General features: G+C 57.3%; 18 protein-coding genes and 4 pseudogenes. 11 read left to right on the plus strand and 11 right to left on the minus strand.

The features are described from left to right. Nucleotides 1-442 (plus strand): annotated as a pseudogene (locus EN994_RS00180) (IS5/IS1182 family transposase); the annotation flags it as partial. Between the two features lie 248 nt (nt 443-690). On the opposite strand, the gene EN994_RS35600 reads toward EN994_RS00180, so the two are convergent. The 8 genes from EN994_RS35600 to EN994_RS00225 all read right to left on the minus strand — a co-directional run bounded on the left by EN994_RS35600 (nt 691) and on the right by EN994_RS00225 (nt 9828). After that, complete coding sequence (locus tag EN994_RS35600) at nt 691-1359, minus strand: hypothetical protein (RefSeq protein ID WP_176477193.1); 669 nt, start codon at nt 1357-1359, stop codon at nt 691-693. Nucleotides 1360-1921: 562 nt separating this feature from the next. After that, complete coding sequence (ehuA, locus tag EN994_RS00190) at nt 1922-2698, minus strand: ectoine/hydroxyectoine ABC transporter ATP-binding protein EhuA (protein ID WP_063170381.1); 777 nt, start codon at nt 2696-2698, stop codon at nt 1922-1924. 119 nt (nt 2699-2817) lie between these two features. After that, entirely contained in the window at nt 2818-3486 is a 669-nt protein-coding gene (ehuD, locus tag EN994_RS00195; protein WP_063169345.1) for an ectoine/hydroxyectoine ABC transporter permease subunit EhuD, read from the minus strand. Then, nucleotides 3483-4154 (minus strand): ectoine/hydroxyectoine ABC transporter permease subunit EhuC, encoded by a 672-nt coding sequence (gene ehuC / locus EN994_RS00200; protein ID WP_063169346.1) that lies wholly within the window; start codon nt 4152-4154, stop codon nt 3483-3485. Before ehuC ends, ehuD begins: the two co-directional genes overlap by 4 nt. A gap of 59 nt (nt 4155-4213) precedes the next feature. Next, on the minus strand, nt 4214-5086 hold the full coding sequence (gene ehuB, locus EN994_RS00205; protein ID WP_082826582.1) for an ectoine/hydroxyectoine ABC transporter substrate-binding protein EhuB: 873 nt from the start codon (nt 5084-5086) through the stop codon (nt 4214-4216). 224 nt (nt 5087-5310) lie between these two features. Next, complete coding sequence (locus tag EN994_RS00210) at nt 5311-6432, minus strand: alpha/beta hydrolase (protein WP_063169347.1); 1122 nt, start codon at nt 6430-6432, stop codon at nt 5311-5313. A gap of 770 nt (nt 6433-7202) precedes the next feature. Next, the gene (locus EN994_RS00220) at nt 7203-8888 is read right to left on the minus strand and encodes a GMC family oxidoreductase N-terminal domain-containing protein (RefSeq protein ID WP_063169348.1); all 1686 of its coding nucleotides are present in this window, start codon (nt 8886-8888) and stop codon (nt 7203-7205) included. Between the two features lie 475 nt (nt 8889-9363). Continuing rightward, the gene (locus EN994_RS00225; protein WP_063169349.1) at nt 9364-9828 is read right to left on the minus strand and encodes an Lrp/AsnC family transcriptional regulator; all 465 of its coding nucleotides are present in this window, start codon (nt 9826-9828) and stop codon (nt 9364-9366) included. Between the two features lie 621 nt (nt 9829-10449). On the opposite strand from EN994_RS00225, the gene ectB reads away from it, so the two are divergent. The 9 genes and pseudogenes from ectB to EN994_RS00270 form a co-directional block, all read left to right on the plus strand. Further along, nucleotides 10450-11766 (plus strand): diaminobutyrate--2-oxoglutarate transaminase, encoded by a 1317-nt coding sequence (gene ectB / locus EN994_RS00230; protein WP_063169350.1) that lies wholly within the window; start codon nt 10450-10452, stop codon nt 11764-11766. Between the two features lie 225 nt (nt 11767-11991). Next, on the plus strand, nt 11992-13452 hold the full coding sequence (locus EN994_RS00235) for an aldehyde dehydrogenase family protein (RefSeq protein ID WP_063169351.1): 1461 nt from the start codon (nt 11992-11994) through the stop codon (nt 13450-13452). A 328-nt stretch (nt 13453-13780) separates the two neighbouring features. Then, nucleotides 13781-14149 carry a GNAT family N-acetyltransferase gene (locus EN994_RS00240; protein WP_063169352.1) on the plus strand — a complete coding sequence of 123 codons (369 nt, stop codon included), beginning with the start codon at nt 13781-13783 and terminating at the stop codon, nt 14147-14149. Continuing rightward, nucleotides 14127-14594 (plus strand): transporter substrate-binding domain-containing protein, encoded by a 468-nt coding sequence (locus EN994_RS35810; protein ID WP_224571101.1) that lies wholly within the window; start codon nt 14127-14129, stop codon nt 14592-14594. Before EN994_RS00240 ends, EN994_RS35810 begins: the two co-directional genes overlap by 23 nt. Nucleotides 14595-15350: 756 nt before the next feature. Further along, nucleotides 15351-16544 (plus strand): annotated as a pseudogene (locus EN994_RS00250) (IS256 family transposase). Nucleotides 16545-17530: 986 nt separating this feature from the next. Further along, on the plus strand, nt 17531-17974 hold the full coding sequence (gene panD, locus EN994_RS00255) for an aspartate 1-decarboxylase (RefSeq protein ID WP_063169354.1): 444 nt from the start codon (nt 17531-17533) through the stop codon (nt 17972-17974). Between the two features lie 313 nt (nt 17975-18287). Beyond that, nucleotides 18288-19556, plus strand: coding sequence for an acetyl-CoA carboxylase biotin carboxylase subunit family protein (locus tag EN994_RS00260; RefSeq protein ID WP_082826583.1), 1269 nt, complete (start codon nt 18288-18290; stop codon nt 19554-19556). A gap of 81 nt (nt 19557-19637) precedes the next feature. Next, nucleotides 19638-20807, plus strand: coding sequence for a Xaa-Pro peptidase family protein (locus tag EN994_RS00265; protein WP_063169356.1), 1170 nt, complete (start codon nt 19638-19640; stop codon nt 20805-20807). Between the two features lie 117 nt (nt 20808-20924). Beyond that, a pseudogene (locus EN994_RS00270) lies at nt 20925-21155 on the plus strand (IS3 family transposase); the annotation flags it as partial. A 142-nt stretch (nt 21156-21297) separates the two neighbouring features. Here the strand turns inward: EN994_RS00270 and EN994_RS00275 are convergent. Both EN994_RS00275 and EN994_RS00280 read right to left on the minus strand, forming a co-directional pair. Beyond that, nucleotides 21298-21738, minus strand: coding sequence for a GNAT family N-acetyltransferase (locus tag EN994_RS00275; protein WP_158515807.1), 441 nt, complete (start codon nt 21736-21738; stop codon nt 21298-21300). A gap of 476 nt (nt 21739-22214) precedes the next feature. Beyond that, entirely contained in the window at nt 22215-23144 is a 930-nt protein-coding gene (locus EN994_RS00280; RefSeq protein WP_063170383.1) for a 2-oxoglutarate and iron-dependent oxygenase domain-containing protein, read from the minus strand. A 456-nt stretch (nt 23145-23600) separates the two neighbouring features. Here EN994_RS00280 and EN994_RS35815 point away from each other — a divergent pair. Then, nucleotides 23601-23744 (plus strand): annotated as a pseudogene (locus tag EN994_RS35815) (transposase); the annotation flags it as partial. An 81-nt stretch (nt 23745-23825) separates the two neighbouring features. On the opposite strand, the gene EN994_RS00285 reads toward EN994_RS35815, so the two are convergent. Then, the gene (locus EN994_RS00285) at nt 23826-25511 is read right to left on the minus strand and encodes a GMC family oxidoreductase N-terminal domain-containing protein (protein ID WP_063169348.1); all 1686 of its coding nucleotides are present in this window, start codon (nt 25509-25511) and stop codon (nt 23826-23828) included. Nucleotides 25512-25515: the final 4 nt, after the last annotated feature.

The following is a 25515-nucleotide window of genomic DNA, read 5'->3' on the forward strand; positions in this document are numbered from 1 at the left end:
TCGGCCGGACCATTCGCGACATTTCTCGCCAGATCGCCGGCGATGCGGGGCTGGACGCGCTCTTCAAATGGCCGTTCTACCAGGCCGCCACCGTTCTCTAGCAACGCCAGCGCCAGCGCGGCCGCAAGATCTACAGCCTGCACGCGCACGAGGTGGAATGCATTGGCAAGGGCAAGGCGCATATGCCCTACGAGTTCGGTGTGAAGGTGTCGGTGGCCACCACGCTGAAGCGCTCCAAGGGCGGCCAGTTCGCCCTGCATGCAAAAGCGCTGCCCGGCAATCCCTATGACGGCCACACGCTGGCAAGCGTCATATCGGCCACATCAAGAACGAACACCGCATGGGCCGCAACTACCTCGCCGGCCAGCAGGGCGACGCCCTCAACGCCGTCCTGGCCGCCGCCGGATACAACTTCTCCCTCCTGCTCAGGTGGCTGAAGTGATTTTTGTGGCCCTTGATCGCCCTGCTTCAACTCCGGCCGAAGTCGGTCGCCGCTTAGCGTCTGGATCACGGTCGACCAGCACGAGTTCCAAAAATCCAACCTGCATCTCAGGCACCGCGTCCTGACCTCGGAAATCGAGGATCCAGTCTCGACAGAGTATTCGACAAGATGCGGACGTGTGTTACAATAACGAGCCGCAACTCATACCAGACATGAGCTCATATTTTGGGATAGTGGCCTCCAAGCGGTCAAGCCACGGACGCGAATGTCATCCGATAAAGGGTCGCGGCGTCATAGATGGGCAGTCCTGTCCTACGACGGATTGCTGACGTCACCATCGGGAACAATGTACATTCAAATAGGAGGGCGGCAATCCCCGGATGTGCGGCGCCAAGTCGCGCGACACAGGCTGCAACCTCCGACTCCATTTCAACAACACCAGCCGGCCACGCGTCACCTTCAATGCCGCCGATGACTACTCTTGCCTCTGCGGATGAATCTATGCCCAGCAGCTCTTTGCCGCAGTGTCTTGAGTCTGCGGCCACAACGGCGAGCTTTGCGTCAGCTGGAAGCTGCCGGAGTAGCGTGGGCGCCAGTAGCAGGCTCGACATGGCCACCGGGACTTCGACAGACGCGGCCACTGCAGCCTGGTACCGGATACTGAACCCGCAGTCCCCGGTTATCGCGACTGCTCCGCGCTCGACCAACCGCCTGGCAGCTGCAATGTAGGCCGGCTCGAGAGAAGCATCACCGGGAATGACCCTCTCCTCCAAAGCCCCGGCCGCGGTCTCTATTATAATTGGGAAGTCGAAAGTTGCCGGGTTGAAGACCGACTCCGGTTGCGGTGGCGGAAATTCACGAGGCGGAAGTCCGATCTCCAGCCCAATAATTCCGAGGGCCCTTTGTTGAGTTGTCACGGAAGCATCCTTCTTCTGGAAGCAGCTAAGATGGTGATTTCGGCAGCAAATGCCCATCACCTGCGCGATACAGGTTCTCTCTGAATGCACGAATTTAACAGCGTCGAAACGGCTGTTTCAGAGAAACATGCCTTTCCAGGCGCAGTAAGTCGGCATTGTTTTGGTGCATTCGCATGAAAGCCGTAAAAACTGGGAAACCGCAGAACGCTTGTGCGACCCTCCCCGGGCCTGTAGGATACCGGGTTTGCGTCCGCCGTCAGACAATCGTGTTAGGGCACTTTCCAGAGCCCAGATGCCCTGAATGGCAGATTGAACGCACATCAGATCTTCAAGCTCGCAACTGCCGAACGGGCAGCGCTATTTACCTAACTCGACCAATCTGGGGCTTGGACCGGACGATCCTAGTTATGCAGTCCTGAATGAACTGGGGCAGTAACCTCGACATCAACCCGGCCCTGAAAAACCGCGCGTAGGTTCGTCGCAGGGCAGCCTGCTCCGAACGGACCAGTTCCTGCCCGGAAGCCACCCACGGGATAACTCAACTAGCGGCACAACCCGCAACTCACCTCGTCTCCAGCACCGCATTGAGAAACTGCTGCGTTCGCTCGTTTTGCGGATTGCCTAAAAGCTGGCTGGGCGGGCCTTGCTCGACAATCTTACCGCCAGAAAAGAAGCACACGCGATCGGAGAACTCCTTGGCAAAGCCCATCTGGTGCGTGACCATCAGCATTGTGAGGTCATGTTCGGCGCTGAGCTTGCGGATGACGTTGAGCACCTCTCCAACCAGTTCCGGGTCAAGCGCTGATGTCACCTCGTCAAACAGCATCACCTTGGGCCGCATGGCCAACGCCCGAGCGATCGCCACGCGTTGCTTCTGGCCCCCGGAAAGCTGGATCGGGAAATGGTTCTTCTTGTCGCCGAGGCCCACCAAGTCGAGCAGCTCTGCCGCTCGGGCCTCCGCCTCCTTCTTCGAGAGCCCAAGGACGGAGATCGGCGCCTCCATGCAGTTCTGCAGAGCAGTCATATGCGGGAACAGGTTAAAGTGCTGGAACACCATACCGATCTTGGCACGCACGCGACGGAGATGACGCTCGCTCGCCGGCACTATTTGGCCGTTCTTCTGCGTATGCGTCAACGGTTCACCGTCGACCCATATCACCCCCCCGTTGATGTGCTCAAGCGTCATCAGCATGCGCAGAACGGTGGTCTTGCCCGAGCCGGACGGACCAATGATGGACACCTTCTCGTTGCGTGCGATCTCGAGATTGAGTTCGTCCAGCACCGTCAACGCGCCGTAGCGCTTTGTGACGTTCTCGAAGCGAACTATGGGTTCGTTCATGACTTTTTCGCTGCGCCTGATATCGAGGTCAAGCTCGTCCCGCCTGGCTGATGCCCTAGGGCGCTTCGTGAGATCGTCCTCGAAGCGAAGCACAAATTCGCTCATAGTATAAGGCCTCCCTATTGCAGATGGTAGCGGCGGTTGAGCCAGACGCGGACCGACTGCACGATAGCGGAAGCAACCAAGCTGAACACGTAGTAGAAGAAGCCGCACATAGTGATCGCTTCTATGTATCGATAGTTATTGCCCCCGAAATTTTTCGCCTGCTGCAGCATCTCGAAGATCGAGATTGCCGCCAGGACCGGCGTGTCCTTGAACATGCCGATGAAGTAATTGCCCAGAGCTGGCACCATGGGCGGGATCGCCTGCGGCAGAATGATTGTTCGCCAGGTCCGCGTTCGCGAAAGGTTTAGTGCCGTACAGGCCTCCCACTGGCCGCCATCCACATTCTCGATGCCGCCGCGGAAGACTTCGGAACAATAGGCTGCATAGTGGATCCCCAGCACGCCAACTCCCGCCGTCCAGGCAGGAATGAAGATTCCGATCTGCGGACCAACGAAATAGACAAAGAACAACTGCAGCAGCAAGGGCGTTGAACGGATAAACTCCACGATCTCCGCCATGGTGGTCGAGACGTAGCGGTTTGGCGACTGGCGAATCATCGCGAAGACAAGACCCAATATCAGCGCGATCGCAAACCCGAGCAGCGTAGCCTCAATGGTGACGATCGCTCCCTGATAGAGATATGGGAAAGCCTCCCATACGTAAGACCAATCCCAGATCTTCAAGCCACCTGCTCCCGAACGAAACCGCGCGAGACGCGGCGTTCCAGCCAGCGCACGAAAGGAGTGATGAGGGCGCGCGCGATGATGTAATAACCGAATAGTGCAACCGCAAAGAACAGCATATAATCGCCAGTTGCGTCGGCCGCCTGCTTGGCGGCGCTAGTAAATTCGGGAATGGTGATGAAGAAGACGAGCGAGCTACCCTTAAGCACATCGATGAGCATGTTACCCCAGGTCGGCAGCATGGCGCGCATTGCCTGTGGGAGGATAATACGCCGCATCATGGTGAGCCGCGAAAAATTGAGCGCTGTAGATGCCTCATACTGGCCCCTATCAACGGCCTGAATGGCGGCGCGGACATACTCGGCTGCGTAGCCAGAGGCATTCATTCCGATCCCCAAAATTCCGACAGTCCACGGCGACAGGAAAATACCGAAAATCGGCAATACAAAGAACCACCAGTAGAGCTGAACCAGCATGGACGTCCCGCGGAAGAATTCGATGTAGGCGATACTGAACCAGCGCAACTGCCGACGGGGAGAGACTCGGGTCAGGCCCACGAAAAGCCCAAGGACGATCGCTACGACGCAGGCGCCAAGAGTGACGATGACCGTAGTCATGACGCCCTTGGTGAGCACGGCAAAGATAAAGCTGAGATCGACCTTACTCATATGCCCTCCCCACTGACCGCCTACCGGCCAAGGGCCGGGGAGCGGTCAGACGCATAGCTTCAGCCCTTGCAAAGATCAGCGGTCTTGCTGCCATCCGGGAGATCGCGTTTGGTGTAACCATATTTGCCGACCGCGGCCATCATTTCGTCAGAGCCAATATAGTCTTTCAACACAGCATTGAACGCGTCTACCGCAGCCTGTTCGCTGAGCGGGAAGGCTATGGCGGGATGTTCATTCGGTCCCGGCGGGGTATACGGGTCAGCCACCTCAATGCTGGGATCCTGCTCGGCAAGAGTCGTCGCGTTCAGACTATAGAGCGAGCCGGCAGCGGCGCGGCCGGCCTTTACAGCCTGTACGACCTCGGGCGGTCCGGCGACCTGCATAACCTTGTCGTCAGGGAAACCTAATTTCTTCGCCTGCTCGACTGCGGTGGTACCCGTCATGATGGCCAGGGTAAGCCCCTTCTTCTGAGCGTCATGGAGGGAATGCAGCGCTTCCGGATTGCCCTTCGGCACGATCATCGAATCATTGCTCGATGCGATCGGTTCGCTGAACAGGACGTTGCGGCACCGCTCCGGCTTAATCCACATGCCGCCCGTGATGATGTCAAAGCGACCAGCCTGGAGGCCCGGGACAAGGGAACCCCAATCGGTTACGACCGGCTCGATTTTGGTCGTTCCCATCTTTCTCAGAACGTCCAGTGTCATCACATTGACCAGGCCAAGCGGCTCGTTGTTCGCACCAGGATAGGCACTGGGAGGCTCATTGGTGAAGCCAAGACGGATCGTTTCTCCGTTCTTAATCTTATCGAGCAGCGACTCCGCCGAGGCCGAACCGGCAAAGGACGAGATTGTCATCGCCGCCAGGCCGAGCGCGGCAATCCTCTTCAAGATTGCAGCCTTAAAGCATTCGTCGAGTTTCCACTTGACCACTGGTTAGTCCTCCGTTTTCGCATCGCCGATGGTCTCCCGATATGCCTCGGGAAAAGACCATTGCATCATTTGTTGAGCTTGTAGTCCGGCGGTTCCCATCATCGTGTGAGCTGCAGGGTCCCCACTTAGGTATAGATTCCTCCAGTCGATCCTTTGCTACGCCACTTGTGCATGCTTCGTGAGCGTAGCAGCGCAGCTGTGGTGCTTTGTGCGAGAAATGCAAGTTATTCGCAGAAATTCGGTGATTTTTGGGTGCATACGCACATTTCCGTCATCCCCGTGGTTCGTTGGAAGTGAACAATCGCGAGCTGTGGTATGGCCAACTGAGGCACACCACGTCTTGCATGACTCCTGCCCTGCCCGGTTGGATGGGCGCCACCGCCTGGGCTATGCCCTTGTTGCCATGGCAGGGCACAAGTTCGTCGTATGCGACACGCCGCTGAGAGATTCGCCTCGGAGACGCTGGCCCGAGCATTGTTCCCGTCACAGTTGATCATTCGTGCCATTGACGGATGAGTCTGTTCACGGCTTCGCTCCGGATCAACCTGGACGGAATCGCCGGCATTATTGAGCAGATGGAAATCTGAATTCCTGATCAGCTTCGCCAGGTTGATCCCTTGCTCCGGCGTCGCGGTAGGGTCGTTCTTGGACCAGATGATCAACGTCTGGGCCTGAAGCTGATCAAGGTAGGGGAAGATATACTTCTGCTGCAGCAGTGGATAACGATGCAGGTTTGTCTCGTCTTCCGGCAATCTCTGCCAGATCTCCCATTGTCCCCGAGCCGCGGCCCGCCGATAGGCTTCTCGCTCGGCGCATTCCACATCCTGCCCGTGGGCGCGGCAGCTTTTCCGCCGTGCGGTGATGTATTCCTCTTCGCTCGGCATCGGGCCGGAACAGCCGTAAGCCTGCCGGCAGGCCTCCAGCCAAGCTTCGTCACGGTCATCTCCGAACGCCGGCGACACGGAGTTAGCGGTCAGCAGGACAAGCTTAGAAACAAGATCGGGACGCACGATCGCGACCCGCGCGTCGACGAATGATCCTTCTGAATGGCCGACTAGCGTGATCTGCTTCAAACCCAGTTGTTGGAGGAAGCTAATTACATGATTCACACGACCGAGCCGGTTAATGTATTTGCAGTCAGCAGGATAATCCGTTCCCCCAAAATGGAGTTGATCAATCGCTACTACCGTAAATTGATCGGATAGCCCGTTCAGCTGCCGAACAAAGGAACTCTTAGCCTCTGCACGGAAGCCCGCCCCCTGCAGGAAAACAATCGGCCTACCAGCTCCGTTCTCGCAGTACGATGTCTCGACACCATCAACCGATACGCGATGCTTGGTGATCATCGGTTCCTCGGCAAAAGGAGGGGCATCAGGTCGGCATTGCGACATGCGAGATGGACTGCCATTGCTCACTCCTGAGCGTAGCAGCCTCACATGCCACGTTGCCGAACTATCTCGTCTGAATACCGGAAATCGGCACCCCGGAGCCTCGCGTCTTGTCACTTTGCTCTGTCGTCGCCCAGCCACTGCGGCCGGGAGCCTTTTAGGTGCATGGGTGGCATTCCCCGCAAGATTTCAACCCTTGCACAGGTCGCCGGTCTTGGTGCCGTCCGGCAGATTGATTTTGGTGTAGCCGTATTTTGACCGACTGCATCATTTGGTCGGAGCCGATATAAGTATTCAATACCTCGTTGAAGGCATCGACCGCCTGCTGATTGGGCAGGAAGGCGAGACTTGGGTAGCCGGCCTTCCCAGCCGGCGGGGTGAACGGATCTGCCATTTCAACGCTGTCGACCTTGTCAGCGAGCTCCTTACCGTGAAGTAGTTTAGCGACCCCGCCGCCGCGCGGCCGACCTTCACTGCCTGCAAGAATTCGGCCTGGCCGGCGACCTGCATGACACGATCCTCCGGAATGCCCGCGTCTTTGGCGGTCGTGACCGTGTCGGAACCGGCGGTGGTGACCAGCGTTAGGCCCTTATCACGAATATCGTCAAAGGAGTGCTGGTCTTTTGGGATTGCCATTCGGCATGAGCAGGGCTTCGGTGAACTTAGCAAGCGGCTCGGTGAACACCACATTGCGGCAGCGCTCCGGCAGAATGTACATGCCGCCTGGCCTAGCTCCGTCTGCCGTCTCTCAAGGTTGTGTCGGCCAATTTCTCAGCCACCATAATCGTCGGAATGTTTGTGTTCGCCCGAGGGCAAAATGGCATGACGGAAGCGTCGGCGATCCTCAAACCCAAAATACCATGAACGCGTCCCGACGGATCGGTCACAGCGCCAGGATCCGCGGCTGCCCCCATCCTGCAGGTCGACGTCGGATGCCAACTTGGGATGACGTTCTGGCGAATATACCGATCCAGATGTTTCTCGTCGTTGACGAGATCGGAAATGCTATCCCCATCCGTTATGACGCGCCTAATCAGCCCACGGCGCAGCCGCGGCGACGCGTCCATGAGCAGCGCCAGAAATGACGTGAGTGCATAGTTTGTGCTTGTGACCTTGCTCACCAGCTTCGCTCGCGCATTCAACGCTGACGGAAACGGGTCCAGCGCCACAGAGGACAGCGAATCTTGCTGCAGCAGGCGGACTATGAAGCGAAAGCCCTGCTTGAGGCGCTCGGCGTCCCGCTTGTCGCTCAACCAGTTGAAATCGACCTCCGGCTCTATTTTATGCGAACTACCCTTGAGCGCCACAGTTCCCGTCGAGTAGCTGCGATTGACCCACACGGCGAGAGTGCCGAGGCGCCTCCCCAGCGGGTGCCAGGATGATTTGGCAACAGTCGATATTGCCATATCGGTCGACGGGCAGCCTTCGTAACCCGACGAGTAGCGGGCGTGCATCTGAATATATTCGCTCACGCCGGGTGACAAGCGATCGGCCGGCTTCAAATAGGCCGAAACGCAAATCGTGGGGTGTTCCTGAAGATTCTGGCCCACACCTTTCAAATCTGCAACGATAGGGATTCCGAATTGTACTAATTCCTTCGCGGGGCCGATCCCGGAGCGCATCAATATGGCGGGTGAATGGAGTGCTCCTGCGCACAGGATAACGCAAGAAGCGCTATACGATTGCACGCCCGATTTGTTCTCCGTCTCGACCCCCGTTACCGTTGTTCCCAAAAAGGTCAGCCGCGCAACTGTCGTTTCGGATAAAATCGTTAGATTGCGGCGAGAGCGGACGGTTTCGGGTAAGTACGCCATCGCGGAGGAGACCCGATGACCATTGCGGTTGGTCAATGGGACAACTGAATAGCCATCACCGAATGCACCATTGAAGTCTGGCCTGAAATGAAGCCCCAAAGCATCGTAAGCATCGGAGATTGCCCGGATGAAGCCCGACCAGTCTGATTGGCGCACACGTTTGATTGGCAAGGGGCCGTTCGTGCCATGAAATTCCCCGCCGAAATCCAAATCGCATTCTAGACGACGGAAGTAGGGCAGCACGTCTTCCCAACCCCAGCCCGTTGCACCGCTTGAGGCCCACTCATCGTAATCTCCGGGCCCGCCGCGGTTGGCGACTTGGGCATTGATGCTGGAGCCGCCACCCATGACGCGCGCCTGTTCGTAATGGACAGGCTTGCGGCCACCTCGCACCGTTGTCGCGTGGAGTGACTGCCATCGATAACCGGGATTAAGGTAAGCACGCGTTGGGTCGCCATCCTGGATGTCGTCAGGAATGGCATTCGGCGGCGTATCAGGGCCAGCTTCAATGAGCAGCACGCGAGCGCCATAGGCGGAGAGCCTGCTCGCCATCACGCATCCAGAGGAGCCACCACCCACGACGATATAATCGAAAACCACGCAAACTCGCAAATGTCTGAGTCGGGCAAAAATCTAGCAGACGGCGAGCAAGCAAAAACGCGCAATTATCTTGCAGGACGCAGGAAATCAGCGCATTCTTAAGAGATTCGCATTATGGCGGCCTCCCAACGGGGCGGAACGTTTAAACATGACCTTGCCAGCAGTCCATCAGGGCTGAAGGCGATGCCGGAGCGTCGTGACTTAAGTGGACAAAGCGCATCGCGACTGAAGGGGACAAACCTATCGCGAGATACATCAGAATGCAGCCCGGTAGGTCCAGAAGTGCTTTTGCAGCATCGCGCTGACGAGGCCGTTGTAAGGAGCAGAATGATGCTTCGCCTTGCGCTCCATCGCCGCTTTAGCGGTACGAAAACTCCCGTCCCAATCATGGCCGGCGGGCAAGGCGGCTGACCCTTGCGCCAGTCATCGGTGAATCGGATCAACCAGTTGTTGAATGCGCGTAAGATTGCGCGTTCTATACATCGATTGGCACCGCCAAGGTTACCTTCGTGCGATCCATCACAATCATCGTGCTGTAATTTCTAACAGCCGGGCTATCAAAGAAGAAACGCCTCGAGAATGCGTCGTACTCTGCCAAGTCACGCACGGAGAGAAGGAGAACGAAATCGGCGTTACCGGTGACCGCATACGCGCTCATTACTTCAGGCGCCTTCTGTAGAGACTGCTTGAAGCGATCGATGACGTCGGAACGATAGCGCTCAATGTCGACCAAGACCAGCATCATCAGGGACCTGCCCACCGCCTCAGGCGACACGATTGCAACATCAGCCTCAATTACGCCAATTTGTCGCAACTGCTTCAATCGCCGCTGACAGGCCGTGGGCGATATACCGGCCAGTTGGCCCAATTCTTCCGTTGTTTGGCGATTGTTGCGCTGAACAGCGCTTAAGATTTTCAGATCTATCCGATCCAATTCCATGGTCATTCTCCGGAATAGCTGCAATTTGCGCAGAAAAACTGCGATATGCACTCGACTGTAGCCTCAACCCCGCGCAGACGGAAGCCCAAACGATCAGGCCAGGCATGGGACCAAAGTCGGCTATCGTCCTCGACGTCAGTTATAGCCATTGGCCGAAGAGTGCTGTCCACCATCGCCCAACTGACAATGGCAGCCGACGGTCAAAAGCCGAGGCCTTGCGCCCAGTTCGGCCGAGGAAACGTCTCGGAACTTAAACGCTAAGCCGACTGGACGATGATGATAGGGGGGACCTCTATTTCCGCGCTTCGGCTTCCATTCGTTGGCTCACGCTGCCAAGAGTCTCATCTGTGTATAGGGAATCGAGCGCTAGGTTCGCCTGCCCCGGTTGCTGCATCAAATGCAGCCGTCTTGAGGTGGTTGGGAAAAATCGTCACCGCAGCCACACAAACCGCCGGCCTTATGCAACCTGCCGGCAATTTCGCATAATTACTGCATCCCGCCGCTCAGAATTTGCGCAAGGCGCCCAATGTAGCGCGCTATTGTCTCACAACGGCACCTACACGCCACTTCATAAAGCAGAAGAGGCCTGGCTTTGCAGGCTTCAGATTGAGGAGTTCGCCTATGAGCAAGCAATTCGCACCTGAAATGGATGCAGGTCTCGCGGTTTTCAATCGCCTGGAGTCTGAGGTGCGCAGCTACGTCCGCGCCTTCCCCGCCCTATTCGATCGCGGAGTCGGGACCACTCTCATCGCTGCAGACGGTCGGGAATATCTCGACTTTTTCGCCGGTGCAGGCGTTTTGAATTATGGGCACAACAACCCCGTCATCAAGAAGGCGCTGCTGGATTATATCGAGCGCGACGGAATTGTGCATGGGCTGGACCTTGCCACGACGGCCAAGAAAGCCTTCATCGAAGCTTTCGAGCGATACATTCTCAAGCCTCGTGGTCTGACATACAAATTACAGTTTCCCGGCCCCACAGGTACGAACGCGGTCGAAGCGAGTCTAAAACTGGCTCGCCAGGTGACCGGGAGATCGAACATCGTCTCGTTTACCAACTCGTTCCATGGGGAAAGCGCTGGAGCATTGGCAGCGATGGGAAACAAGGAGCACCGGGCCGCTGCCGGGTTTCCCCTCGCCCATGTGACATCGTTGCCATACGAAGGCTACCTGGGGGCGTCAGTTGACACAATCGATTACTTCGAAAAGCTTCTCAATGACCCCAACAGTGGCCTCGACAAACCTGCCGCGGTGATCCTGGAAGGGATCCAAGGTGAAGGCGGCATCAATGCTGCGAGCGTTACTTGGCTGCAACGGCTGCGCGAGCTAACGTCGCGGCACGGAATCTTGATGATCCTCGATGACATCCAGGCCGGGGTCGGTCGCGCGGGCAGTTTCTTCAGTTTCGAAGCGGCTGCAATTGTGCCGGACATCGTTACCCTGTCCAAATCTTTGTCGGCGATCGGAACCCCAATGGCCCTTATTCTCATCAAGCCTGAACTTGATGTCTGGGCCCCGGGCGCACACACCGGGACCTTCAGAGGCAACAACTATGCTTTCGTCACTGCTCGTGCGGCCCTCGAAGCTTACTGGTCCGACTCCAAGTTCGAGGATGAGATCGCTCGCAAGTCTGCGATCTTGGTCCAAGAACTCAACGCGATTACCGAGGAATTCCCCACCCTCGGCCTGAGCGTGCGAGGCCGCGGTCTGATGTACGGACTCGTTTCACCGAAGCACCACTCCTTGCCAGGTCTGGTCTCCCAGGAGGCTTTTCGTCGGGGCTTGGTGATCGAGATCGCCGGCTCATACGGTGAGGTGCTTAAGTTCATGACTGCCCTCACCATCGCCGAGGCTGACCTTCGGCGTGGTCTGTCCATCATTCGCGACAGCATTGGCGCAGTAGCGACTACCCTCGACGGTGGAGGCGCGGCTCGCTAGCCGACAAAGCACCGGGCCACTAGCAGGTCCAAAATCGGGCCGCTCGCAGTCACGGAACGGGAAGGCCGTTCCGTGGCATGTGGCAGTGGGCGAACTCGGAGCGGCTGAACGGCAGACTAGGGCTTTCACTGCCGGACCGATACCACGGTTGCCGTTCTTCCTGCGGCGCCGACCACTGTCGCTGCGCCAATTCGAAGAAAATCGAGCGATAAGAAAGAGGACTGGATGGCCAGCAACGACGTAGTCAAAAATTATATCGATGGCGAGTGGCGGGATTCTGTGTCCGGCACACGCATCGAGGTCGATGACCCGGCGAGCGCCGAAACGATTGCTGTCGTAGCTGAAGCAGGACCCCAAGACATCGAGCTTGCCGTTACTGCTGCTCACCGCGTTTTTCGCGACCGCGTGCTGATAGACATGCATCCGTATGATCGCGGTCGCATGTTGTTTCGCGTTGCCGACGCCCTTGAAGCGCGTTTCGACGAGATCGCAGCCATTAACTGCGCGGAGACGGGGAAGGCATTGGAACTTGCCGATGGCGAGGTTCAGACCGCCATCAGATACCTGCGATACTATGGTGGCTTGGCCGACAAACTTGAAGGGCGCTCGATCCCGCGCGGGGCCAACCTGGTCAACTACACAGTCAGAAGTCCCTTCGGCGTGTCCGCCCAGATCGTTCCGTGGAATGGTCCACTTGAACTGACGGCCCGCTCGCTGGCCTGCGCCATCGCAACCGGCAACTCAGTCGTGGTGAAGTCGCCGGAACTAGCTCCCCTTTCCGGAGTTGAACTTGCGCGTGCCTGTGAGACAGCGGGGCTGCCTGCCGGAGCGGTCAACGTGCTCACTGGATACGGCCAAACGGCAGGCCAGGCGCTGATCGAACATCCCGACGTTCGCCACATCGTCTTCACGGGCTCGATTACTACTGGGCGGACGGTGCTCAAGACGGCAGCGGATCGGATCGTGCCCTGCATAATGGAACTGGGCGGAAAGTCGGCTGCAGTTGTGTATTCCGATGCCGACCTCGACTGCGTTGTGGAAGCGGTACGCGTCGGGACCTTTCTGAATGCAGGCCAGAATTGCAACAACCTTACACGTCTTATTGTGGAACGTTCTATTGCAGACAAACTGGTGGAAAGAGTGAGGGTCTGCGTCGAAGGACTGTCGGTCGGTCCAGGACGCGAAAACTGCGACATCACCCCGTTGATCTCCCGAAACCAACGACAAGGAGTTGAGCGGGCCTGCCAGACGGCCCTCTCGCAGGGCGCGCGACTCGTAACCGGCGGGACTGCGCTTTCGGAGCGGAGCGGTTACTTTATGGCGGCCACGGTGTTTGCCGATGTCGCGCGAGACAGCAATCTCTTCCAGCAAGAAGTATTCGGTCCTGTTCTTGCCGTTACCACGTTCGATAATCCGGGAATGGCCGTCAATCTCGCGAACGACACCGTTCACGGTCTGGCAGCGGGCGTGTTCACGCGGGATATTGACCGGGCCCTCTGGACCGCCGACCGCCTTTGGGCCGGTCAAGTGTACGTGAATGGGTGGTATGTGGGCGGGGTGGAAACACCGTTCGGTGGGATAAACCAGTCCGGCTACGGCAGGGAGAAGGGTCAGGAAGCGCTGGACGGCTACGTTCAGACGAGAAACGTTGGTATCCGCCTCTCGCAGCCACCATCTGGAAATTGAACGCTTGCTGATCCCTACCGACGGCGCGGCTGTCGGGCGATGCAGGATTCAATGACCTCGACCAAATCGAAATAAGCCCGGCGAGAGAATCCGTATCGGAGGTCATCGAGAACAACTCTAATCATAGGATTTTTGGCTGCGGACGGGCTTTACCCACCACGGACATGTAGGAGCGCATTGCCTAGCCCGCTGCGTGGGTCGCATGGGTCAGGAGAGGATCACAGTGCTTCAGAGACAATTGAGATTCGCAGAGCTGCCGCCGAAGATTTCGACAAGTTGGCAATGTTGAACCGCGAGTTGATCGAGGCCGAGAAGCATCGAAACCCCGATGACGGTTTCAGAACTCAAGGAGCGGTTTATTCAGTTGGTGAATCGCGAAATTTGGATGGTCGACCTCTTCAGCCAGAACGGCGAGATTGTGGGCCTCGCCACTCATCGTTTGGAGCCAGACAATGCGGAGCCGAGTGGGCAACGCGTCTTTTTGAGGCAATTCTACGTCAGCTGCCAACACCGACGTTCGGAGATTGGCTGCAGGACCCTTGAGCTGCTTATTCGGTCTCGTTTCCACAACAAATCAAGGATTTTCCTCGACGTGCTGGAGACCAATCCTGGCCGCAAGACCTTCTGGTCTCACACCGGTTTTGTCGCCTACAGCACGCTCATGGAGCGTCTCGTTGAAAAAGCGGACACCAAATAACCTGCGGTGCTGGGAATTAATTTGGGGATCGGATTGTCTGGCATTTGCGTGCGTCGCGCAAAAACACGAGAATAGAATCGAGCCGGTCGTAACCGAATGGGGCTCACTTGTCCCCGGCCTGCAGGCTAGCCGCTTCGACTTCATCACGGCCGGCATGTGGATCAAGCCGGAGCGCTGCCGCAACGTGCTGTTCAGCGAACCGATCGCTACGGAGAGAGGCGCACTGCTGGTGCCTAAGGGCAACCCGGAAGGGCTGCATTCTTATGAGGATGTGCGTGACAAGGGACTCACCTTCGTCAGTGATACAGGCTACACCGCGGTCCAGGACGCGAAAAAGTCAGGCATCGCCGACGACAAAATCATGCAGGTCGCCGGACCGCCGGCGGACAGGCTGTCGCGCCGCCGCCGGTGCCCTCGACTACTTTACAGCGACTGGACTTGTTAAGAAGGACCACAGCCTTGAGCTGGCCGATTCGTTCATCGCGCCAGCCAACTATCCTGCTATCGCCTTCGAGCTCAACGAGCAGGCTGCGGTCGACGCGTTCAATGCCGTATGCAGGACTATGTTGGCTCTGGCGAAATGATGGCAGTATTCGGCAAATACGGCTACGGCAAAGACAACCTGCGGACGGCAGCAAGACCGCTGACCTCTGCAGAGGCTGAAGGCAATGTGCCTTAACACGTCCCCGGTCATGGCGGGGACGTGTTCAGTGGGCAAGCGTCTGTGAGGCGATTTCAGGTCCACCGTGGCGGTGCTCACAAGACGCGCCTCATTGCCTGAAACAAACACATCTACACTTCATCGGGTGCGCACATGTGAGCGTCGCGGCCCACAATACGACGGCCAATATGCGGGCTGGCTCACCTGCCACATCAGGCAACTGCGCAAGCAAATCCCCTGACGTGTGCCGGAACGAGAAGCAGGAGAATACTGTGGAAATCAGAGTTGTACGCCCGGGCGACCTTTCTCAATTGCGCAAGATTTGTGACGAACACATCGACTTGGAAGGGGTGACAATAGCGGACCAGGACCTGAGTCCTTATTGGAACTCGGCGTTTTTTGGAACACCTGCCCAGTTGTTCGGTTGGGTTTGTGATGAAGGAGGGTGTGTGCTGACAGTTCTGCAAATTCGCTGAGAGAGGGCGGTCATGGCAGGCTGGTGATTGTTCACGTCACCGATTCCCGCGAAGGAACGCCACCATGACCAAGATTGAAAGTAAGACCGGCAGCGCTGCCATCAAAGACATTCTGCTTTCGGACCCGGACGGACTTCACGAAGTGATCCGTGCGGTGATGCAGGAGGTACTCGAGGCCGAGATGGACGAGGCGCTGGGGGCTTCGAAGAGCGAGCGCACACCTGAGCGGCTCGGCTACCGCTCGGGTTATTACGGCCGCACCCTTGTCACGCGGGTCGGCAAGCTTGAGCTGCGGGTTCCGCAGGACCGGGCCGGCCGCTTCTCGACCGAGCTTCTCGAGCGTTACCAGCGTTCGGAGCGGGCCTTGGTGGCGACGCTTGCGGAGATGTATGTGCAGGGCGTGTCGACCCGCAAGGTCAAGGCGATCACGGAAGAGCTGTGCGGCCATGCGTTCTCGGCCTCGTCGATCTCGGCCATCAACAAGCGGCTGGACGAGAGCCTCGCTGCCTTTGCCAGGCGCCCCCTTCAAGAGCCGTTTCCTTACCTCATCCTCGATGCGCGCTAAGAGAAGGTGCGTGAGGCCGGCGTCGTCATGAGCCAGGCGGTGCTGATCGCTGTCGGCATCGACTGGGACGGCCGGCGCCAGATCCTGGCCGTCGAGATGGCCAATCGCGAAAGCCGCTCGGCCTGGAGGGATTTCCTCGTCGCGCTGAAGGCGCGCAGCCCCAAGGGCGTCGAGCTGGTTGTCTCCGCCAATCATGCCGGCCTGGTCGCGGCGATCGGCGAGGTGATCCCCGAAGCCGCCTGGCAGCGCTGCTACGTCCACTTCCTCAGGAACGCGCTCGATCACCTGCCGAGAAAGCACGGCGCCGACTGCCTGCAGGACTTGCGCTGGCTCTAATGACCGGCGCGATCTCGCCGAGGCCAAGGCCGATCTCGCCGCATGGCTGTCCAAATGGTCGGGCCGCTATCCGCGACTGACGAGTTGGGTGGAGGAGACCATCGAGCGCACGCTGACCTTCTTTTGCCTGCCGCGCCAGCATCACAAGCATCTCAAGAGCACCAACATGCTTGAACGGCACAATGAGGAAATCCGCCGGCGCACCAATGTCATGCGCATCTTCCCCAATGAAAGCTGCCTGCGCCTCGTCAGGGCGCTGGCTGCGAGACCAACGAGAACTGGATGGAGGCCAACCGCTACATCAACATGGACGATCTGCGCGAGCACAAGAAGCTCGCTCTACGCCAAGCCGCATGACCAGCATCGTGGCCGCCCCATTTTGCAGAACTTGACGCACACAACCTGAAGGAGGTAAGCGTCATGACAACTCTTAGAGGATACATGACCGCGTCGATCCGGCTTTTCCTTGTTGGTCAGGGGCGATCCTCGGGTACGCCTCCGGCGAGGGCCGCCTTGCGCGATCATGGCACGGTAGCGAGGCTGGGCTCTTAAGGTCGTCCTTAGGAGCGTAAGCCCCGCGACCATCCCATCGCTGAAAACAAACCCTTGATCAGCGGGCGCCCGACGGACCGCCTCTGTCGTCGTGGCGCTCCCATGAAGAACCTGGCCCATAGTGCATCCTTTGATTCGGAAGATAAGGATGCCCCATCAAAACCTGAGATCAAACATTTAGGCAGGCCTCGACTGGGACAAGTAAAACGGCCGCATTCGAGGCATGAGGCTGCACGCGTCTAAGATCCGAACAGCCAATACCCGAGCGTCCTCGACATCCCCGCCGCCAGAAGTCAACGATGCCCAGATCGGCCGCACGACCACCAGCAGAAGGGCGCCACCTCAACCCGTCCTACACTCAACATTTTGTCGCGTCCGCGACGTGCCTTCTTGATCCGATCCGTGGTCTGCTCACCTAAATAGCTGAAAGAGATCACGCATTTCTGTTTCCGGCCTGATTAGCCAGTTTGGCACGAGGTTTGCAACTTTGTGTGCGATCCAGTTGAACGGGCCGATTGGCACAGTCACCTGAAATCACAACTAATTAAAGGAACGGAACATGTCGGAACTGTATCGGATGGCATTACCAATGGGGGACAGCCGGCCGGCAATGCCTCCGCCCACCACAACCAGCCTTCGCCTGACTGTCTCGTGCTGGCCACGCCAGAGTAATCAATTTTGTCCTAAGAACCACAATACGACAAATCGCAGAACGTCCATCCATCCATCCTGAAACCAAGACACAGCAATCGCTTGTCGACGCAGTGTCCCACCGCCGAGAGGAAATGTAGATGAGAAAATTTGTTGCCGCCAAGCTTCATGGAATAACTGTGACCGACGCGAATTTGAACTACCGGGGCTCAATAACTTTGGATCCAGATCACTGCGACGAAGCCGGCATCCTTCCAATGGAATTCGTTGAAATCTGGAATAAATCATCGGGCGCTCGAATCAGCACTTACGTGATTTATGGAGAGCGGGGTTCTCGTTGCTGCGTGCTGAACGGAGCCGCTGCTCGCACCTGTCAGGTCGGGGACGAAATAATCGTTTGCTCCTCCGCATACATCGAGGAGCATCAGATGGTGGAGATCAAGCCGCGAGTGCTGACTTTCCACCGGGATAATTCTATCTGCGACCACATGTTCTACGAGGGTGCAATAGACGACGATGGAAGGATAACGTTCTCGATTCGCGAGGGCTCTCCCGGCGATAACGCGCTAAAACTCACTCCCTAGTAGGGCCTTTCGGTGACAGCTCGTGGCGCCGGGTCCCGGTCAAGGGCGTACTCGTCCCCAGTACTCTGGTACGCGATACAGTGCATTATCCCACTCGGCCACTATTCGGTCAGTTGCCATCAAGCCCAATCGGTTCTGCCCAGATCTGGGAAGACGATTTTGCTGCGCCAAAGGCAACTTCAGCTTCAGCCAGCGGCTGCGGGTAGAGGCGACCAATTTCACGGAATGTTTGGCCTTGGATCGTTGTCTTTAAGTCTGAGGTCCACGATGGCAAAACGACCTATCGACAAAAACGCAGAGTGGAGAACAGCCAATGTCAAGGAAAGCTCTCATCCTGGTTGAAGGCCATGCAAGAGGTAATGGAATACGATACATCCACGCGGCCCGGCGTCTTGGCTTTCATCCAATTACACTATCAGTTGATCCAACACAGTACGAGTATCTTGCGGCGGAAAGAAGCGAGGCAATCCGTGTCGATACAACCAATCTTGATACCTTGATTCGCGAATGTTCCAGGCTGCGTGAGACCAATGACATCGCTGGTATCACGGGCTTCTCGGGCATCGACGAGTCGGTCTATGCAACCGTTGGCAAACTATGTCGGCATTTCGACTTACCGGGACCCAACCCCGAATTGATTGAACGATGCTGTGACAAATTCTCTCAGCGCCAGCTACTTGCGGAAGCCGGAGTTCCGATACCCGCTTATCGCATGGCGCTGAATGTGGCAGAAGTAGAAAGCGCTGTCGCGGAGATCGGCTTTCCCGTAATTGTTAAGCCGGCAATCGGCAGCGGTAGCATCGGTGTCCGATTGTGCCGCAACGCCGATGAGTTAGCTGACCACACGACCTATCTGTTGGGTGGGAAGCACATCTGGCCGTCTTCGCCGAGGATATTGGTTGAGGAATTCGCGCGCGGCCCTTTTTATAGCGTGGAGATAATGGGCAATGAGGTTATTGGGATTGTCGCCGTTGATTTCGGCCCCCCACCGCATTTCGTCTTCCGTGAAACGACCTTCCCGGCCCCGCTTGCGGAAGACGATCATGACCGTATCGTTGATGTTTCGCTGAGGTGCTTGCAAGCTCTTGGCCTTAATTGGGGGCCAACGAACATCGAGCTCCGGTTGACTAATCATGGCCCGGTTGTAATCGAAGTGAATCCGCGTCTTGCTGGTGCGCTTGAGCCTGAACTGGTCCAACTGGCGAGCGGTGTCGATCTGGTCACCGAGCACATCAAGCTTGTCGTCGGCGAGGAATGGGATTTGCGCAGAAGGCATTTGCAGACCGCAGCCGCGCGGTTCCTAGTTGCTGATTGCGACGGCACCCTCGATTGGATCGATGGCGGCAGTCAGGCGATCGCGGTACCAGGTGTCGCTGAAATCAAATTGTATGTTGAACCCAACGCGCCGATCTTCAGGAAAGGCGATTTTCGAGACTGGATAGGACATGTCGTCGCCGTTTCACCCAGCCTTGCTCAGACCGAAGCGATACTCCAACGAGCTGTCGACTTAATCGCTTGGTCTATCACACCGCCGTCGGGCGAACAGGAGCGATCTGCAGCCCCACGACTCCCCCCCAACTGAGAGGTGATCCGTCGCCAGCATAAGAACTCTTACCCGCAATAGCTCGCCTTGTTGTCAAAAGCATAGCTGGAGTTCAAACTTATGAATATATCCAAGGGACCCCAGGCATTCCCTAGAAGTGAATACCTTCGCCGGCTCGGCTCGGTGAAGTTCGAAATGGGTCGGTGCGATATCGACGCGCTCGTCGTTTCCGACCAACATAACATTACCTATCTCACGGGGTACACCGCGCTATCAGCCTATGTTCCTCAGGCCGTTGTGGTTTCGATACGAGAAGAGGAACCGACGTTCATTCTGCGCCGCTGTGATGCGCCGGCAGCCATTCATCAATGTTTTATGGAGCGCGACAAAATCGTCGCATACCCCGAAGCGTATATTGGAAATCCTGACAAGGATGGCTATGACGCGGTAGTCGATTACTTGGAGGACGTCGGCCTCGCGAGTCGAGGCATAGGAATCGAGCTATGCTGCCTTCCATCGCAATCGGCGAAAAAGTTTAGGATGCGCCTGCCTGGTGCCACGATCGTCGATGCTACTAAGGCGGTCACTTGGAAAAGGCTCATCAAGTCAGATCTCGAGATAGCTGTAATGCGGGAGGCGGCGGCAATCTCAGACGCCGCGATTCGACGCGCTGCTGAGGTAATACGCCCCGGGGTGCGTGAAGCAGACGCGTGCGCGGAAATTGTGGCAACGTTGGTGCGCGGCGCAAACGGTAAGCCAGGAAGCGGGATCGAGGGAATAAGTTTGTGTTCATCACCGCGAACGGGAACGTGCCACATTCCGTGGAGCGAGGACGTTTTTCGCTATGGATCGCAGGTGAATCTCGAAATCGGCGGTGCGCGATATGGTTACTGTGCTGGGCTTATGCGCACTTACACGATCGGCTCACCCTCCGATCGTCTACGTCGCGTGCATGAGATCCAAGTCGCCGGCCTTGAGGTCGCTCTTGATGCGATACGGCCAGGAGCGACTTGCAGCGATGTTGCCAACGCCTTCAATCGCAGCATCGAGAAGCGGGGCCTCAAAAAGGAGACGCGTTGCGGCTATGCACACGGCATTGGTTGGTTGGAGCCGACCGCAAGCCTTAAGGATGGCGATATGACAGAGTTGCTACCAAACATGACCTTTCACCTGATGTTAGGTAATTGGATCGAGGAGGATTTTGGATACGTCATCAGCGAAACGTTCCGTGTCACAGACTCCGGCGTCGAGGTACTGACCACTGCTCCCCGGAAGATTTTTGAGATCTAAATTAGAATATGGCTTGTCATAACGACAGCGCGGACGTCCGGAATAGATCTTGCCGGTCGACGAGATGTCGCCTACCTTGTTGAAGTGCGGACGGCGAGCGGCGGTCGGCATGCGGGGCCGATCCGTGTCGAGGCGAAGCCGAACGCACGCTGGTCGCTGTACGACCAGTTCTCCTGCGGCCGATCAACTCGTCGACGACGTGACGCGCGAATGCCTTACGCGATTCCGGACACAGATCTCTGGTCGCCGCGTTGCTCGCGAACTGACGACCTGATCGCCCAGCGCGGCAAGCCCGGCATGATCGTCGCAGACCACCGCACGGAGTTTACCTCGAACACGGTCCTTGCCTGATCAATGGATCATCGCGCCGAAAATACATTCCGCTGCAAGCCCATGTGCGCAACATAAATGGCTGCACCTCTAGTCTACTCGCCACTGTTTAAAAGACTGGGGCAGGTCAATGCGCTTTCGTTACGACCTCAGAGCAAGTCTACAGGTCATAGTAGTAGGTAAGGTATGGACTCAATTTACCGATCTTGTCATAGAGCGCCCGCGCATGATAATTTGATCTGTCCGTATTCCAATAGATTCTCAGCCAGCCTTGGTCGCGACCGTAGGAGGCCAGATTCGTGAGCATGGCTTGGCCAATCCCCTGGCGCCGCGAAGACTCGTCGACATAGAGATCTGCGAGAAAACAGACCGGACGATCGCTAAGAGTATACGGGTGAATGACAAAGGTAGCAAAACCTATGGTAACGCCAGTTGCTGAGACCGCGATCAGCGCGTTAATCGGTTCGTCTGGGCGCTCGATGCGCCGCCAGATCCTATCTGTCGCCTGTTCTGATGAATTGAGACCTTGGTCGGCGCAATATGCGTACCAAAGGGACCGCCATGCATCGCGGTCGGCAGTGCCTGCGAGACGAATCTCCATGAGGGGCGGGCTCCGGCTGAGAATGGGCTCCAGGGCGCGAGGTGTTCGGCCTGAAAGGTTGACGGCTTGCGATAACTGCCACCGGCCCGCAAGACGTGCAGCACGCGACCGCCGGGTGTTATAAGATCTTTCCGCCTGTGACGGCGTCGTGGTCGCGCTGGAACTGGTTCCCGGGAGCTCGGTTCGCGATACGTCAAGCGCGAGTTGGGCGAGCGTTATCATGGGATCAAGTTCCCTCAGGTTTTCCCGCAGCACGTTTGCGACAGCGGTGCAGATCTAGTGCGATCTTTCCCTGCGACCACACGATGCAAACAATCTGACACCATAGGTGCATTCATCCCGAAGCGGGCTTCCGACCGCCGCGCTACACGCGCGACGGCGGGACAATCTAGCGGATGCGAGAGTTCTTCCAGCTTACCACGGAGATCTGCACCGCGTCGGCGCCATAATTGCGCATGCTTTAGAAAAGCAGACAATCATTGCAGTTCGCGCGCGCGTCCGGCGCCATTCCCAGTCACCCATATTGACTCAACGTTGCGCAGCATCATTTCTACAACACTAACTTGCTGCCCTTGTCGCGAAGTCAGGCGAGCGTCGATCTCGGGATAAATAAAGAAGGGCAGCGAAATTCGATCAGTCGGACCACTATGCACGACCTGGTGGGGCGTACTCTTGAAGCGGCCGTCGCTCAAGACCTGAAGGAGGTCGCCCAGATTGACTACGAGACTATCGGGCAGGCTCGGCACCGGCATCCATCGACCGCGGAACCACACCTGCAAGGAACGCAGGGGGAGTTCCTCTTGCAGCAGCAGCGTGAAGAAGCCATGATCCGTGTGCTTTGCGCAAGTGCCGCCGCGAGCTGGATACCGTATCACGCGTTGCCCAAGCGTCGGCGTGCTGAAATGGCGTTGGAACCATGCCTCTTCCATACCTATCAGGTCCGCCAGCGCATCCCCGATCTGGGGGACAATCCCGGCGAGCACGGTAGCCTGCAAAGCAAGCAGGTTTCTTGCGAAGCCAGGAGCCAAGGCTTCATCCGGAAGGCGCGTGCGGCCGGAGAACGGACGCCGGTCGCCTTCGTTCTCAATTCCGAGGTCGAATACCTCCTTTGGATCGAAGCCGGCCTCAGGATGTAGCATTTCGCCGTGTAAAGGACTGTATCCACGGGCGGCAGTGGGGTACACGTCCTGAAAGGCGTGCCCGTAGCGTTCCTTAACCGACTGTGGCAATGCGAAGAATCGCCGGGAAGCCTCAATGGCTTGCGCGATCTGTTCCCCGGGGATGCCGTGCTCGACAAGGTAGAAGAACCCGTATTCCTGGCATGCCATTTGCAGGCGCTGGCGCTCGTCACGTCGCGTTGCATCGTCTCTCAATTTCGAAAGTGAAATTTTCGGCAGCGTGGTCATAGTCAATCCCCTTTTTGGGCGCTTAAGTTGATTAGTGTTTGCCGCGGCTCTCAAAGTCGACAGTTCCTTGGATGTGGGCAACGCGCCGTCTCTTCCAATAATAACGAAAGTCGACATGATGTCCCATTCTAAGGCTAAGCCGATGGCTGGGCGGTGATTCCGTCTTAGCAATTGATCTCTAGCGCTTCCTGGTGAAGATAACAACGATTTGTATGTTAATATAGTTGTATATATTGTTACATCCGTCGCGGTTAGTTTAACATTATCACGGCCAAGATACTAAGAGCGATTTACAATTCTGAATTGCTTTATGACTTCCAGGCTCAATCCAGACCAGCGCCGACCTCCGGGTTTCATGGCAGGATCGGCCATCTCGAAGAGCTCTATGACGCGAGGTATCGCCAGCTACCTGAGCTCGTCCATCACACACGCCGTCCCGGACGATGGCCGAATGGCAGAAACCGACCGCTCGAAATTTTCCTATCCCATAGTCTTTTTCGACGCTATCCGGGTCGAGCGGTCAAGCTCAGGGACGAAGACTTCGTTCGCAAAAAAGCCATCTACATCGGGTTCGGCGTTCTGCCTGGCGGCACCAAGGAGCACATGAGCTGAGGAAGCGCTTGTCGACGTTATCCGCCGTCTCGACGAGACGACTAGCCGAGCAGCAAAGCAGGCAGCGATTTAGCTCCGTCTGCCGTCTCTCAAGGTTGTGTCGGCCAATTTCTCAGCCACCATAATCGTCGGAATGTTTGTGTTCGCCCGAGGGCAAAATGGCATGACGGAAGCGTCGGCGATCCTCAAACCCAAAATACCATGAACGCGTCCCGACGGATCGGTCACAGCGCCAGGATCCGCGGCTGCCCCCATCCTGCAGGTCGACGTCGGATGCCAACTTGGGATGACGTTCTGGCGAATATACCGATCCAGATGTTTCTCGTCGTTGACGAGATCGGAAATGCTATCCCCATCCGTTATGACGCGCCTAATCAGCCCACGGCGCAGCCGCGGCGACGCGTCCATGAGCAGCGCCAGAAATGACGTGAGTGCATAGTTTGTGCTTGTGACCTTGCTCACCAGCTTCGCTCGCGCATTCAACGCTGACGGAAACGGGTCCAGCGCCACAGAGGACAGCGAATCTTGCTGCAGCAGGCGGACTATGAAGCGAAAGCCCTGCTTGAGGCGCTCGGCGTCCCGCTTGTCGCTCAACCAGTTGAAATCGACCTCCGGCTCTATTTTATGCGAACTACCCTTGAGCGCCACAGTTCCCGTCGAGTAGCTGCGATTGACCCACACGGCGAGAGTGCCGAGGCGCCTCCCCAGCGGGTGCCAGGATGATTTGGCAACAGTCGATATTGCCATATCGGTCGACGGGCAGCCTTCGTAACCCGACGAGTAGCGGGCGTGCATCTGAATATATTCGCTCACGCCGGGTGACAAGCGATCGGCCGGCTTCAAATAGGCCGAAACGCAAATCGTGGGGTGTTCCTGAAGATTCTGGCCCACACCTTTCAAATCTGCAACGATAGGGATTCCGAATTGTACTAATTCCTTCGCGGGGCCGATCCCGGAGCGCATCAATATGGCGGGTGAATGGAGTGCTCCTGCGCACAGGATAACGCAAGAAGCGCTATACGATTGCACGCCCGATTTGTTCTCCGTCTCGACCCCCGTTACCGTTGTTCCCAAAAAGGTCAGCCGCGCAACTGTCGTTTCGGATAAAATCGTTAGATTGCGGCGAGAGCGGACGGTTTCGGGTAAGTACGCCATCGCGGAGGAGACCCGATGACCATTGCGGTTGGTCAATGGGACAACTGAATAGCCATCACCGAATGCACCATTGAAGTCTGGCCTGAAATGAAGCCCCAAAGCATCGTAAGCATCGGAGATTGCCCGGATGAAGCCCGACCAGTCTGATTGGCGCACACGTTTGATTGGCAAGGGGCCGTTCGTGCCATGAAATTCCCCGCCGAAATCCAAATCGCATTCTAGACGACGGAAGTAGGGCAGCACGTCTTCCCAACCCCAGCCCGTTGCACCGCTTGAGGCCCACTCATCGTAATCTCCGGGCCCGCCGCGGTTGGCGACTTGGGCATTGATGCTGGAGCCGCCACCCATGACGCGCGCCTGTTCGTAATGGACAGGCTTGCGGCCACCTCGCACCGTTGTCGCGTGGAGTGACTGCCATCGATAACCGGGATTAAGGTAAGCACGCGTTGGGTCGCCATCCTGGATGTCGTCAGGAATGGCATTCGGCGGCGTATCAGGGCCAGCTTCAATGAGCAGCACGCGAGCGCCATAGGCGGAGAGCCTGCTCGCCATCACGCATCCAGAGGAGCCACCACCCACGACGATATAATCGAAAACCACGCAA

This window comes from Mesorhizobium sp. M7A.F.Ca.CA.002.09.1.1 (assembly GCF_003998555.1).
Lineage (GTDB): Bacteria > Pseudomonadota > Alphaproteobacteria > Rhizobiales > Rhizobiaceae > Mesorhizobium > Mesorhizobium ciceri.

Excerpts from the sequence above, each read along its gene's own strand:
- ehuA (WP_063170381.1), bottom strand. The coding sequence starts at position 2,698 with ATGAACGAACCCATAGTTCGCTTCGAGAACGTCACAAAGCGCTACGGC.
- ehuC (WP_063169346.1), bottom strand. The coding sequence starts at position 4,154 with ATGAGTAAGGTCGATCTCAGCTTTATCTTTGCCGTGCTCACCAAGGGC.
- EN994_RS00210 (WP_063169347.1), bottom strand. The coding sequence starts at position 6,432 with ATGATCACCAAGCATCGCGTATCGGTTGATGGTGTCGAGACATCGTAC.
- EN994_RS00225 (WP_063169349.1), bottom strand. The coding sequence starts at position 9,828 with ATGGAATTGGATCGGATAGATCTGAAAATCTTAAGCGCTGTTCAGCGC.
- ectB (WP_063169350.1), top strand. The coding sequence starts at position 10,450 with ATGAGCAAGCAATTCGCACCTGAAATGGATGCAGGTCTCGCGGTTTTC.
- EN994_RS00235 (WP_063169351.1), top strand. The coding sequence starts at position 11,992 with ATGGCCAGCAACGACGTAGTCAAAAATTATATCGATGGCGAGTGGCGG.
- EN994_RS00240 (WP_063169352.1), top strand. The coding sequence starts at position 13,781 with ATGACGGTTTCAGAACTCAAGGAGCGGTTTATTCAGTTGGTGAATCGC.
- panD (WP_063169354.1), top strand. The coding sequence starts at position 17,531 with ATGAGAAAATTTGTTGCCGCCAAGCTTCATGGAATAACTGTGACCGAC.
- EN994_RS00260 (WP_082826583.1), top strand. The coding sequence starts at position 18,288 with ATGTCAAGGAAAGCTCTCATCCTGGTTGAAGGCCATGCAAGAGGTAAT.
- EN994_RS00265 (WP_063169356.1), top strand. The coding sequence starts at position 19,638 with ATGAATATATCCAAGGGACCCCAGGCATTCCCTAGAAGTGAATACCTT.
- EN994_RS00275 (WP_158515807.1), bottom strand. The coding sequence starts at position 21,738 with ATGGAGATTCGTCTCGCAGGCACTGCCGACCGCGATGCATGGCGGTCC.
- EN994_RS00280 (WP_063170383.1), bottom strand. The coding sequence starts at position 23,144 with ATGACCACGCTGCCGAAAATTTCACTTTCGAAATTGAGAGACGATGCA.